The organism is Roseimaritima sediminicola, assembly GCF_009618275.1.
GTDB lineage: Bacteria > Planctomycetota > Planctomycetia > Pirellulales > Pirellulaceae > Roseimaritima > Roseimaritima sediminicola.
In genome coordinates, this window is record NZ_WIAD01000014.1 from 95194 (window position 1) to 108859 (window position 13666).

Here is a 13666-nt window from a genome sequence, read left to right on the forward strand (position 1 = left end):
AGGCTATCGACGGTCGTTGCTTCGCAACTAGCGATCGTCTGCGATCGTCCATCAGTAGCTCGGCTGTCCTCAGCCGAGACGAGAGCGAGCCACGGCCGGGAACGGCCATCCCGTTCTCGACGGCGCGGATGCCGAGGCGCACCGCCGCTCAATCGCGAAGCGATGGCAGTTGATAGCCTCGGATGCCAATCCGAGGTAGGAGGCCCCAAAACACATCGGGAGTCGCGGAGCGACGACAGGTCGCTCAAGCCACATGCCGTCGCTCCGCGACTTTCACTGGGGTGGGGTGTCGCCGACCTGGGATTCGCATCCCAGGCTTTCGACGGTCGTTGCTTCGCAACTAGCGATCGTCCCACAGTAGCTCGGCTGTCCTCAGCCGAGACGAGAGCGAGCCACGGCCGGGAACGGCCCTCCCGTTCTCGACGGCGCGGATGCCGAGGCGCACCGCCGCTCAATCGCGAAGCGATGGCAGTTGATAGCCTCGGATGCCAATCCGAGGTAGGAGGCCCCAAAAACACGTCGGGAGTCGCCGACCTGGGATTCGCATCCCAGGCTTTCGACGGTCGTTGCTTCGCAACTAGCGATCGTCTGCGATCGTCCCACAGTAGCTCGGCTGTCCTCAGCCGAGACAGGGGCGCGTCCCAACTCTGGCGTTTTCCAGCTACCTCCCCCACACAGGTCGCGAGCTTCCGTACGGCCCACCCCCGAAGTAAACTCAAAAACCGTCCTCGCCCCCCGTGGCCCGCCTCTCACCGCAGCCCAAAAATCCCCTATGACCAGAACCAAACTTTTCAACGCTCGTGATCTTGTCCGGTCGCTCGCCGTCGCTCTCGGCATCTTCGCCGGCTGCTGTAACGCTCCCCTGCCGGCCGCACAATCGCTCGACGACTCGGTCGGCCGAGAGGGCACGAACGCCGAAGCGGACGTCTTGACCGTCCAGGTTCTGCTCAATCAGGTCCCGGCCGAGCAGGGCGGACCGCGGGAACTGCTCGTGCCCGATGGCGAAAACGGTCCCGCGACGATGGCCGCCATCGCCGCGTTCCAGCAAAAGCACTTCGGCACCGCCGACTCGCGAGTCGACCCACGGGGGCGGACGCTGGCCAAGCTGAACGAGGTCGTCGAGGCCCAGCCCTTCGCCCACCGAGTCACGCGAGTCGCATTGGGCGAGCAGAAATTTTGGAAGAATGGCCAGCGGACGGAGACCTCGCCGCGCGTGGCCACACGGCTGCAAGCCTACTGGGACGCGACCGACCAGCATTTTCCGATCGAGCGGTTTCGGGACCGTGAATTCCAGCGCAAGTGGCCGTGGAGTGCGGCTTGCGTTTCCTGGATCGTCAAGCGAGCTGGCGGCGGCAACGACTTCGCGTACTCCGACTCGCATTACGTTTACACCGCGGCGGCCAAGCGGAACCGAGTCCGCGGCTCGTCGAATCCCTTCAAAGCCTACGATGCCGCGACCGCCGTCCCCGCCGTGGGCGACATCATCGTCAACGAGCGAGCCGGCGACAATGTCACCTACGCCAACGTCGACGACGGCAACGTGTACAAGACGCACGGCGACATCGTCGTCGCCGTGGAGGACGATCAGGTTATTGCGATCGGCGGCAACGTCAGCAACAGCGTGCGAGCAACCATAGCCGAACTCAACGCCGACGGTACACTCAAAGCCGACCGCTACTTCGCCGTCATCAAACGCCATTGACGCCCATCCCGCTGCGGATCTTCCCGGCTTTCCCGGCGTCGATCTCGCTGGCAAGTTGGACAACGCCCCCCGCGGCTTACGGTATCATGACCGGGATCCTTCCGAGCATCCCAAGAGATTTTGTCATGCGTTCACTGTGTTGTACGTTGGTTGTCGTCATCGGCTTGTCGGCAGTTGCCAATCGATTATCCGGTCAGGACTGGACTCGCTTCCGAGGTCCGAACGGACAGGGCATCGCATCCGAAAGCGACCTACCGCTGAAGTGGTCCGAGGACAGCAATATCGCCTGGAAAACGCCGATTGCGGGCCAGGGCTGGTCGTCTCCCATCGTCTCGGGCGACCACGTCTTCGTGACGACCGCCACCGAAGAAGGCGTGTCTTGCCGAGTGATCGCGATCGATCGCAAGAGTGGCGACGTGCGTTGGAACACCGAAGTCCACCGTCAGGTACCAGGCCCCAAGCGGGCGCAGAACTCCTACGCCACACCGACACCGGTAACCGACGGCACCCGCGTCTATGCCGCCTTCTACGACGGGACGGTGGTGGCGGTGGACTTCGACGGCAACTTGGTATGGCGTAACGAAGACGTCGACTTCCACAGTCTGCACGGGCTTGGCGCCTCGCCGATGATTGCCGGGGGACGGATCGTCATGCCCTTCGATGGCAGCAGTCCCGAGGAACAGCGTGTCGGTTGGAAGGAACCGTGGGACCAAGCCGTGGTCCTGGCAATCGACAAGGAGACCGGCAAAACCAGCTGGCGTGGCCAACGAGGACTGTCTCGCGTGGGACACGTTACACCGATCACGATCGACAACGGACAGACGGTGGTCAGCGCCGGTGGTGACCGTGTCCAAGCCCACGACGTCGCCACGGGCGAGCGAATCTGGTCGGTCTACAGCCAGGGCGAAGGCGTGACGCCGTCGCCGGTTCTGGGCGAGGGACTGATTTTTACCTCATCCGGTTTCGAAGATCCGACCATCCGCGCCATCCGTCCGGGCGGACGCGGCGACGTGACCGATTCGCACATCGTTTGGGAACAGAAACGCGGCGTCCCAGCCCTGCCATCGCCGCTGTACGTCGATCCGTATCTGTACACGATTACTCGTGACAACATCCTGTACTGCTTCGAAGCCTCGACCGGTGACGTCGTTTGGCAACAGCGACTCGACGGCAACTACTCCGCCTCGCCGCTGTTTGCCGACGGCCGGATCTATATCACCTCGGAAGCAGGAAAGACCACGGTCCTGGAACCCGGCCCGCAATACCAAGAGCTCGCGACCAACGATCTGAGCGGCAAAACGATGGCCTCCATCGCCGTCTCTCAAGGCAATTTCTTCCTTCGCTCTGGCGATGCTCTCTACTGCATCGGCCCGGCGCCACACTAAACGAGGCTCGGCCAGACCAGCCCCCGAGGACTGGGCCTCTCCTGCCTACCGGAGACCGGTACACTCCAACCACACGATGCGTTTTCCAACGTCTTTGCATCGCACAGGGATTTACGGATGCTCTGATGACCGACCTAAAAAACCCTCGCGTGATTCTCGCCAAAGGATTTTTGTTCTTGCTGCTTGGCGGTCTTGCCGTGGTAATCCTGATCGCGCGGGTTCCGCGACTGGACGTGGCGGTGCTGGTGGCGATCGCCATCTGGTCGTTCTGCCGTTTTTACTACTTCGCCTTCTACGTTATCCAGCACTACGTCGACCCCGGATACCGCTTCGCCGGACTGATGGACTTCGCTCGCTACGCGATACGCCGGCGGCGGAAGTGAGGTTGCCACGCTACCATGCGTAGTGGCTAGAATTCTTCTACCCCGCGAGCACGACGATGCGCCCTTTTCCATGCCCGCGCCCCGCGATTGTTCTGTTTGCCACTGCGTTGTGCAGCCCGCTTGTCGCCCTTAGCAGCCCTCCCGCCCGGTGCCTTGCGGCACCAGCCGACGAGGCCCCGGCCGCTACGACGCAGCAGCCCCCCGCCGCACAATAGACCAGGCCGCCAACCCTGCTCTCCTGTCGCCCTATCTAAGTGTTTGCTCCCCTCTCCCCCAAAGCCTGGCGAGCCTAAGCGAGTCAGGCTTTGGGGGAGAGGGGCTGGGGGTGAGGGGGATTGCCGCGCAGCGCCACCGTCTTTGTGCTTCTTCGCATCTTAACGCGGGATGGAACCAATCAACAGCGAATGCAGATGCAAGGAATTGCACCCGAGCCGCTCCCTCCTCCACCAGCCGCATCCACAACAGCCGCAGATCGCTAGCCCACGGTTCCCATCAGCGCAACCCAACGCGCTGCCCCACCACGGACCGAACCGGACGCTAGCGAACCGGCGGCATAGCATTCCTTACGCGCGAGCAGGCCCAACGGGCCGAAGCTATGTCAGCCCAGGGCAACGCCCTGGGTCACGAGCGGACGAAGCCGCGAGCCCCAACGGGGCGGCCCTACGGTTCTGCACGATCCAGCGCAGTCGAACCGGCTAGGGATCGAATTAGGGCCGCCCCGTTGGGGCTTGGCGCGGAGCGGGTGGGGAACAACCCAGGGCGTTGCCCTGGGCTGACATAGGGTTGCCCCTTTGGGGCGAGGTTGCGCGTGCGTCGCCCAGGAACATCCGCTCACGTGCTTGTCAATCTAGTCAACCGCCCGCTAGCCCACGGTTCCTGCTTCCGCCCCCTGAGCCGCCGGGCGCTAGCCCGCGGTTCCCACCCCGCAACCCAACGCGCTACCCCAACACACCACCGAACCGGACGCTAGCGAACCGGCGGCATAGCATTCCTTACGCGCGAGCAGGCCCAACGGGCCGATGCTATATCAGCCCAGGGCAACGCCCTGGGTCACGAGCGGACGAGCCCGCGAGCCCCAACGGGGCGGCCCTACCATTTTGCACGATCCAGCGCGGTCGAACCGGCTAGGGATCGAGCTAGGGCCGCCCCGTTGGGGCTTGGCGCGGAGCGGGTGGGGAACACCCCAGGGCGTTGCCCTGGGCTGACTTAGGGTTGCCCCTTTGGGGCGAGGTTGCGCGTGCGTCGCCCAGGAACATCCGCCCACGTGCTTGTCAATCTAGTCAACCGCCCGCTAGCCCACGGTTCCTGCCTCCGCCCCCTGAGCCGTTTGGGCGATAGCCCCGGTTCCTACCCACCACGCCCATCAGCCGCAACGCGCTACCCCACCACGGCACCGAACCAGACGCTGGCACACCGGCGGCATAGCAGTCCTAACGCGCGAGCAGGCCCAACGGGCCGATGCTATGTCAGCCCAGGGCAACGCCCTGGGTCACGAGCGGACGAAGCCGCGAGCCCCAACGGGGCGGCCCTACCATTTTGCACGATCCAGCGCGGTCGAACCGGCTAGGGATCGAGCTAGGGCCGCCCCGTTGGGGCTTGGCGCGGAGCGGGTGGGGAATACCCCAGGGCGTTGCCCTGGGCTGACATAGGGTTGCCCCTTTGGGGCGAGGTTGCGCGTGCGTCGCCCAGGAACATCCGCCCACGTGCTTGTCAATCTAGTCAACCGCCCGCTAGCCCACGGTTCCTACCTCCGCCCCCTGAGCCGTTTCGGCGATAGCCCCGGTTCCTACCCACCACGCCCATCAGCCGCAACGCGCTAGCCCACGGTTCCTACCGACAACCCGTTTGTGCACGAAACGCCAAAACTCAGCGAGCTCGAGAACCCCGATGGGACGCAACTGCAAAATTTATGGACGGTCGCGACCGAACGAACAGTTTGTAGACAGAGGGTCGCGAACCAAAAAAACTCGACAACGCCAATCAAGCGATGTGCGGGAATCGACGCTCCGGAATCGTTAAGCTCATGCCGTCTCTTAAGGACGAAACGATACGGGGTGACCTCCCTTTCCCCAGGTCTCAAGTCCATGGCCACAATCGTCCCGGGCATGCTTACCGATCCACCGACTCACGCCGATGATTAGCTACGTCTCGACCGAATCGATCACTCTAATGAACTCGCCCACAACCCGGACGTCCTCCGCCTCTTCACTTGAAATCTCGATCGGTTGGTAGCTTTTGTTCAGCGGCTCGAGCCGAATCGACTCATGCACCCAACCGTCATTAGTCGCTTGTTTAACAGAATGGTAGCGTTTGACGGTATAGCGTCCGCCGTCCTCAGGATCTGCATGCGTATTGACCTGCACCAATAGTAACCTCCCTTCTCGGGAGCCAGCCGGACACGGCCGAAACAAGCACCACGAACGATCAGGAATAGTTGGCTCCATTGAATGACCATAAACACGAGCCGCGAACAGCCCCTCGGAAAGTGGATAATTCGGGACAGCAATCCATCCGATCGCTTCTGGAACACCGGCGGGCCCCCACTCCCCAGCAGCGGCCGACAAGTCGTACACGGGGGCGTGCGTCTTGAACTTGGATTCATCTGGCACCTCGGACAAAATGTCGCAGAGATCCGTCTCCACTGAGCTCGTCTTCTCAGCCGAAACTGCACCTTCGACTTGAAGCGGCGTCACGTACCATTCCCCGCCTCGGCATTCGAAGTTTACTCGAAAGTCCGTACCAGGTAGTCCGGCATTTGGGCCAAACCATTGTTGCAGCAACTGTCCCAGTTGATTCCTCTTATCGCCTATTGGCCTCGCGACATTACATGCGATCTTCACCATCTTGAACTCCCACATCTGGCCGTCCGGCAAACGCATGCGTGTCGGTCCCACTGGTCGTTCGGGCGATTTCGACTCTTCGGGAAGAAACAGGATCGGACGACCGTTGGAGTGAGATACCTTTGCTTCAAAACGGACTTCTTGATGATCGGTCGGCACTAGCCGACGGCTTCGGGCATAGGCCGCTAGCCGCCAATCCACAAGTTCTTCGGTGAGCGCTTCGACGGTCGATTTTAAGTGCTCAGGACAAGCCACCGCCCACTGGAACATGTTCTCCTTTCTCACAAACCACTTGGTTCCGTTCTGTTTCGCAAGCCAACGATCGATCGGCCAACGGATCCACCATTTGGCCCACTCCTGGTCCGTTGCGTTCGCATGGTCGACCCCATGGTTCGCACCGTGTAAATCGCGTCGCAGCACTTCGTGGCCTTGCAAGAAACCTCGACACTGTTTGGAGAACTCGAATAAGCCAACCGCTCGAAACATCTGCGAGGTGTCCAGTAGGGCTCTCAAAACGATCATCTTGTATGACTTTTTTAGATTCGTTGTCTCCAACGTCTGGAACCAGTCGCCAAACGACGCAACCGCTTTCTCTTCCAGTTCCGACAGATCGCCCTCGTCCCGGATAAAATGAAACCAACTTTGCGCACCGGCACTAATCGTTCGCGGTAGAAAGCCTCTACTGAACACTTCTGTTGCCGTCGGTCTGCGTCCCAGCTCATCGCGCAGGGCACGATAGCCTTCGATTGAGGCCAGTCGTCCCCGCGGAAGGAACGCTTTCAGCATGTCCTTCGCTTCAAGTTCCACATCCAGTAGACAGCCTTCGGGCAGCTCTACCTGCCGGCCAGCAAGCCAATCCTTTAGAACCTTCCATTTATCGCTACCCGATTCCAAGCACAGCAAATGCAAAATGCGTTGTGCGAAGATGCGGTGATTGCCGACAAAGTCTAGAACCAACAGGCGGGTCTTACCTTCACTGGATCGCAAGCCTCGACCGAGCTGTTGCAAGAAGATAATCTTCGATTCTGTCGGGCGGAGCATTACCACGCGATCGACCGCCGGAATGTCCAGTCCTTCGTTGAACATATCGACAACGCATAACGCCTGAAGCTCGCCATCGCGAAGCCGCTGAAGTGACTCGCTATAGCTGTCGCTCCCCTCGCCCGAAAAGACTGCGGCCGACGATACGCCTTTGGAACGCAGCCAATCACGAGCAAACAATGCGTGGCGACGCGAGCAGCAGAACACGAGTGTTCGATCCGCGGGATGGCTCTGCATCGCCTCCCAGAGCCGAACCATACGTTCACTCTTGATGACACGCTGTTCGAGTTGCGCGACGTCAAAACGGCCGTTCCGCCAAGGCACTTGCTTGAAGTCAACAGTGTCTTTGAGTCCTACATAGTGGAACGGCACCAACGCGTCTTCAGAAATTCCATCACCGATCGTCGCGTGATAGGCCAGATTGTCATCGAAAATCGTCGCCACATCGACACCGTCGGTCCGTTCCGGCGTGGCTGTCAGTCCGAGCGCGAAACTGCAATGAAGATTTGCTAGCACACGCCGGTAGCTTGGTGCATGGGCATGGTGCACTTCGTCCATGATTACGTAATCGAAACGTTCGGCAGCGAGTCGCTGCAAACCCTTTGAGCGAGACAGCTTCTGTACCGACGCGACCACCAGGTCGCCCCTAAGTTCGCTTCGCTTCCCAACATACCAGGCCGTCGCTCCCGCACCGAACCGATACTCTAGCAAGCGGGAAAGCACTGATTCTGCCTGAGCAAGTATATGGGCGCGGTGGGCAACGATTAGTACGCGTGGACGACGGTTGATACTTTCGCCAAACTGGCACGCATCGAATGCAGCCAGCCAAGTCTTTCCCATACCAGTAGCGACGGCGACGAGTGCTCGTCGATAACCATTAACGCGAACGTCTGCCAACGCCGCCAACGCTTCAACCTGCCACGGACGCGGATCAGGGACCTCCTGAGATTCTTGCGTTTCCGGAACAAAGTTTTCTCTCCGGAACTTCCTCGCACGCTGTTCGTAGTCGACAACGGCTTTTGACGTCAGAGCTGACGCGTTCTCCCAAAGGATGTCAAACTCTTCCGCAAATTTCGCGTGTGCCGGCTCGTGCTCCTCGGTGGTCGATAACAGGTTCCACTCCACGCCCGTTTCGAGTGCTGGCCGCGACAAATTGCTGCTACCGACGGAGATCAATTCACTGCCGCTCTCGACGATCCGCCACGCCTTCGGGTGAAATGACATCGGCTTCGACGGCAATTTCGCGGACTCGATTAGCCTCGCACGCAAGCGTAAGGACCGAAACTCTTCCTTCGCCAACTCGCACCACCCAAGCAGGCTGCGAAGTGCTTTTGGGTCAGAAACATACAGGTAGTCGCTGACCAATATGCGAATCTCTGCCTTATTCCCCAAAGCTTCGAACAGTCGTTCCTCAATGACTTCCAAGCCAGACGACTGAACAAACGAAGCGAGTATGTCCACCGTTTTCGCACCAGCAATCCGCCAAGCAAGTTGCTCCCATAGCGGAGCACGCGGATAGCCGACACTTAGAACGGAACCACGGCGTATCCTCGCTTCTGCAGACGCACTTGTCGCAGAAGTCAAGTAGTTTCCTTTGCCTGGGATGACGTGACGAACGCCACCACGAGGATCAGGCATGTCCCCTACATAACGCGGTATCACGTGAATGTGGACATGTTCTACAGTTTGGCCAGCTGCACCCCCAGCGTTGAAGCCGACGTTGTAGCCATCCGGTTTCGGGCAAAGCATTGCGTCCAGTTTTCGCTTGACCTCGTTGACTAGCGACATCAGCGCAGCTTGTTCCTCCGCCGTGGCTTCAAACCACGTAGGGACAAGCCGCCGCGTAACGACAAGAGCATGTCCTGGAGTCACAGGGAATCCATCGTGAATGGCAAACGCCAACTCATTCGACGCGATCCAGTCATCAGGCGGCACATCAAGAAACGGCGAAGCCATCGTCATCCTGCAGCATCCACTTCCCGAAACTTTTCCAATGCCTGTACACGCTCTCGAAAGACTCCACCAAAATTGAGGAGTTGTCCATTGGATGAAATGCGGCTTTGTACCACAACGAAACCTGAAAGTATTAGTCGATCCCGACGAGTTCGCGACATTTGGGGTAGTTCACGCATGCCCAGAATTGTCTGCCAGCGTGTTTGCCTCTTGTCGCTGTCCGTAGAACCATTGACGTGTCACATTTTGAACATAGCGGCGAGGCCGGTTCCCGCACCGTTGTGTCGCTGCCTGACACCACAGCTGGAGACTCACCGTGAATGCAGGCTGCAATTCGGTCTCGCAGGTCGGTAGCTGAGTAGTTGCGGGATGCAGCAACATGCAAGATCGGTAGACGTGCCGCAGCAAACGCTTTGTCCACGAAGGCGTCGCGGTCCTGTCGGTCCTGTCGATTGTGGCTAGAGTCATCTAGCTCGATGGCTAGGACGGGCTGCATCGTAGCAGGGTCACAGAGCAAGAAGTCGACGTGTTTGCTGCTGATTTTGTTCTCGTAGCGGCGGCTGCCTTCTGCTCTTGGGACGTAGAGAACATCCCATAAACGCACCTTGTTGTTTATCGAATACTGCGGAGCGGCCTGTTCGAGTACGCGGTAGAAAGCTAATTCGGCTGGCGAGAGAAAACTCGTCCTCAGCCGATATGGAAGCTCTTCACTGGCATCTGCCGTTCCATCGCCTGAATTGAAGCCGAAGACCCGAAGAAAGAAACCCAGACAGCCACTTCGCTGCGATTCAGCCATGTCCTATTGCCCCTGTGCGGTGTTCAGTTTGTGTCGTGCTGCGGACAATCTAACACACACCCGCTTCTGCATGCATCACCGTACCCAATGTTCTACAAACCTGTATCACAGTCTTCGCATCTTTGGCTCTACCCAACCAGCTCGGCGATTTCCTCTAGGGAGATGGTGCGGTTGGCGGGTGAGGCGTGTAGGGATCGGCTCCGGATGGTTTGCGGGTTGGCGTCCGATGCCGACTTGGGAGGGACGGGGGTGCTTGGGCTTGCGACCGTTTTCGCAAGGCTCGCGGCGATGCTTGGAGCGGCGTTGGGGGGATGGCCGAAGAGGTACCAGTGGATGAGCCCGCCGATGGCGTAGATGTCTGTCTGGGGACTGATGCTGCCCAGCGCGGGGTCGATCTGCTCGGGGGCCGCAAAGCCGAGGGTTCCGCCGAGGACCGGCGGACGCGACCCCGAGAACGCTTGCGAGAACCCGAAATCGGTAATCACGATCCGATCGTGCTCGTCGACCAGAAGGTTCGCGGGCGTGAGGTCCCCGTGCACCAGCCCGGCTCGGTGGACCGCCTGCAGGGCCTCGCAGATCTGGCGCACCCATCCAGCGAACCGTTGCCGGCCGGGACGTTCGATCGCGTGCATCGGCCCGCCGTCGATCCACTCGCTGAGCACATATGGGCCGCCGTGCGGCGACTCGCCGTAGCCCAGGTAGCGAATCACGCCGGGATGTCGAATGCGGGAAGCGGCATCGATCTCGCGGAGGAAGGACGCGTGGGCGGACGCGTGCTGCCAAAACGTCTTCCGCAGGAACTTGACCGCCACCGTTCGGGCGTCAGCCTGCAGACGGGCTCGATAAACTTTCCCAAAACCGCCGCTGCCAATCAGTTTCCCCAGCACGAACCGGCTGTAATCCACTCGCGGCAAACTCGGCCTAGCGGGTGCCGCGTCGCGGACGACTTCATTTGTATTCTCGCTCGGAGCCAACAACTCGCGAATCCGCGACAGCCGGCGACGCACCGTTCGCTCGTCGATCCCCAGCGACGCGGCGATTTCTCGCTGGGCCTGCCCGGCGAGCAAGCCCTGTACGACGGCGAATTGATCCGGAGCGAGCTCCTGCTTCAACCGATCTTCGAGCTCTTCGGCGTCGCCGTCCGCAATCGCAGAAGGCTGGGAATCAGCCGTCAGCTGGCCCAGTGAGACTCGGTCGCGATCGCCCCCGCGTTTGGCTGCCGCGTGCCGTTCGATCGAACGAGCCAGCTTCCGACGAGCAAAGGTTGCCAGCAGCCGCCACAGCGAAACGCTCTGACTGGCGCGGATGCGGCTGTGCCGGGCAGCATCGAAAAAGCTTCCTAAGGCTGACTGGACGACGTCGCCCGGATCGATCTCCGCCCGGAACCGCCGGTTGAGACGACTGGCCACCAGGGCCACGAGCCGTATGGCATAGCGGTCGTAGAGAATCGCGGCAGCTCCTTCGTCTCCGTCCTTCCAACGCCGCAGTAGCCAATCGTCTGGCTGATCCGCCAGCGACTCCGCTTTTTGCAATTCTTTTTCGCGATGGGTGTCCGGTTCCAAGCTCGCTTCCTCACTTCCCCTGTGGCATAGGCATCCCGCCTATGATCACCAGCCCAACAGCCAGAAGCCTATCTTACAAAGGGAGACACGAAAATGACGATGGTGGTAACGCAGCCCTGCGTCGGCTGCAAAGACAAAGCGTGCTTGCCGGTTTGCCCGGTGGAGTGTTTTCACGAGGATGAGACGATGGTCTATATCGATCCGGACGAGTGCATCGACTGCGATGCCTGCGTCACCGAATGTCCGACCGAAGCGATTTTTCACGAGGACGATGTTCCCGAGCGGTGGCAGGGATTCATTGAGCTCAATGCGGCGAAGGCACAGGAATGCCCCTCGGCGCATGGTTGATCGGTACCGCTGGCGGTTGCGCACCATCACGGCGACGAATACCGTCGTGGCTGGGAAACCCGCGGCTAGCGCCGTCGGCTAGGGGAAGCGAGGCCAGCCGAACGCGCTAGCGTCGGGCGAGCGCGGCGGTGGATGATCCTGCGGCGATTCGCGTTTCCGCACCGTTATCGGTTGCGCACAAGGGCGGTGGAGAAATGCATCGTGGCTGGGAGACCTGCGGCTAGCGCCGTCGGCTAGGGGAACTAGCCCAGCCGAACGCGTTAGCGTCGGGTGAGCGCGGCGGGGATGATCCTGCGGCGATTCGCGTTTCCGCACCGATATCGGTTGCGCACCATCACAGCGACGAAAACCGTCCTGGCTAGGAGACCCGCGGCTCGCGCCGTCGGCTGGTGGGAGGAGGCCCCAAAGTCTGGCGACTTCGGCTACGGGAGGCGACACTAGGTGATCAGGTTCGACAGGATCTCGAGGCTGTCGACCAGGCGGGGGCCGGGGCGGTTGAAGTAGGCGGAGCCGTCGACGATGTGCACTCGCTGGTTGCGGACGCAGCGGAGCGATTCCCAGCCGGGCTTGGCTTCCAGGATCGGCAGGTCCTGCCTCATTCGCGGCTCGTCGAAACCGCAGCAGGCGATGACCAAAATCTCCGGATCGAGCTCGACGATTCTTTCCCACTCGATCGCCCGCGAACGTTCTCCGGGCACGCCGAGCAGCTCGCGGCCGCCGGCTTTCTCGACCAGCTCCGGACTCCAGTGCCCGGCACTGAAGGGCGGATCGATCCATTCCAGCAACAACACGCTCGGCCGCTCGGCAGGCTCGACCCTTCGCGCTCGCTGGACCACCCGCTCGACGCGCGCTTCGAGCTCGGCCACGACCTCCCTGGATCGATCCTCGACGCCCGCGGCGGCTGCTACCGCGGCGATGCCCTCGAACACGTCGGCCAGCCGCGTCGGTTCGAGGTTGACCACGCGCGGCGACCCCGGCAAGCGGCTCACCGCCTCCCGGACCTCTCGCTCGGCGACCGCGCACACGTCGCACAACGTCTGCGTGACGATCAAATCAGGCGAGAGCCGCTGTAACGTCGGCATGTCCAGCGAATACAATGCGCTCTCGGACTTCAAGCGTTCCCGGACCAACGCGTCGATTTCGCGGCTGGTCGCAGCCGGCGGAATCCACGACCGAGTCACCGCCGGAAGCGACTCGATGCCGGCCGGAAAGTCGCATTCGTGCGTCACCCCGACCAATTGGCTGCGCAGTCCCAAGGCGCAAACAATCTCGGTCGCACTGGGCAAGAGGGAAACGATTCGCATTTTGGATGGATAGGTAACGTGACCAAACGAGAACTGGATCAAAAGGCGGCCATTATGACCGTCATCCGGTACCTGGGCGACATCCCGCCGGGCACCAGGTGCTCGGCGGTCTTCTTCGACAGCGAACGGATTCGCCGGGAGAAGGAATTCTACATGAAACTGTACAGCGACAGCGGCGTGCAGGACCCGGAGGTGCTCCGCGCGATGGTCGCCGCCAATGTGCCCGAGGATCCCTACTGGCTGGTTTCGTTGAAAGCCGGCGACGGGATCTCGCAAGATGCCACCCGGTTGCACCGCGTGGACGACCGCACCGGCAAAATTCTAAACGAACCCACCTAAGCAGTGGCATACA

At 60.9% G+C, this 13666-nt stretch carries 9 protein-coding genes; 5 read left to right on the forward strand and 4 right to left on the reverse strand.

The features are described from left to right. Positions 1 to 772 precede the first annotated feature (772 nt). The 3 genes from GE027_RS09625 (at position 773) to GE027_RS09635 (ending at position 3470) form a co-directional block, all read left to right on the forward strand. A complete protein-coding gene (locus tag GE027_RS09625; RefSeq protein WP_153556977.1) occupies positions 773 to 1702 on the forward strand; it encodes a DUF2272 domain-containing protein in 930 nt (309 codons plus the stop codon). 125 nt (positions 1703 to 1827) lie between these two features. After that, positions 1828 to 3087 (forward strand): outer membrane protein assembly factor BamB family protein, encoded by a 1260-nt coding sequence (locus GE027_RS09630; RefSeq protein ID WP_162006655.1) that lies wholly within the window; start codon positions 1828 to 1830, stop codon positions 3085 to 3087. Positions 3088 to 3212: 125 nt separating this feature from the next. Further along, positions 3213 to 3470, forward strand: coding sequence for a hypothetical protein (locus GE027_RS09635; protein ID WP_153556979.1), 258 nt, complete (start codon positions 3213 to 3215; stop codon positions 3468 to 3470). A 2141-nt stretch (positions 3471 to 5611) separates the two neighbouring features. Here GE027_RS09635 and GE027_RS09640 read toward each other — a convergent pair. The 3 genes from GE027_RS09640 to GE027_RS09650 all read right to left on the reverse strand — a co-directional run bounded on the left by GE027_RS09640 (position 5612) and on the right by GE027_RS09650 (position 11662). Next, complete coding sequence (locus GE027_RS09640) at positions 5612 to 9313, reverse strand: DEAD/DEAH box helicase family protein (protein ID WP_153556980.1); 3702 nt, start codon at positions 9311 to 9313, stop codon at positions 5612 to 5614. Positions 9314 to 9437: 124 nt separating this feature from the next. Next, positions 9438 to 10100 carry a DUF2726 domain-containing protein gene (locus tag GE027_RS09645; RefSeq protein WP_153556981.1) on the reverse strand — a complete coding sequence of 221 codons (663 nt, stop codon included), beginning with the start codon at positions 10098 to 10100 and terminating at the stop codon, positions 9438 to 9440. A 128-nt stretch (positions 10101 to 10228) separates the two neighbouring features. Continuing rightward, complete coding sequence (locus tag GE027_RS09650; protein WP_153556982.1) at positions 10229 to 11662, reverse strand: protein kinase domain-containing protein; 1434 nt, start codon at positions 11660 to 11662, stop codon at positions 10229 to 10231. A 93-nt stretch (positions 11663 to 11755) separates the two neighbouring features. On the opposite strand from GE027_RS09650, the gene GE027_RS09655 reads away from it, so the two are divergent. Then, complete coding sequence (locus tag GE027_RS09655; RefSeq protein ID WP_153556983.1) at positions 11756 to 12010, forward strand: indolepyruvate ferredoxin oxidoreductase subunit alpha; 255 nt, start codon at positions 11756 to 11758, stop codon at positions 12008 to 12010. Positions 12011 to 12447: 437 nt separating this feature from the next. On the opposite strand, the gene GE027_RS09660 is transcribed toward GE027_RS09655, so the two are convergent. Continuing rightward, the gene (locus GE027_RS09660) at positions 12448 to 13314 is read right to left on the reverse strand and encodes a cobalamin-binding protein (protein ID WP_153556984.1); all 867 of its coding nucleotides are present in this window, start codon (positions 13312 to 13314) and stop codon (positions 12448 to 12450) included. Positions 13315 to 13332: 18 nt separating this feature from the next. Between GE027_RS09660 and GE027_RS09665 the strand changes: the two genes are divergently transcribed. Beyond that, positions 13333 to 13653, forward strand: a complete 321-nt coding sequence (locus GE027_RS09665) for a hypothetical protein (RefSeq protein WP_237607427.1) — start codon at positions 13333 to 13335, stop codon at positions 13651 to 13653. Positions 13654 to 13666: the final 13 nt, after the last annotated feature.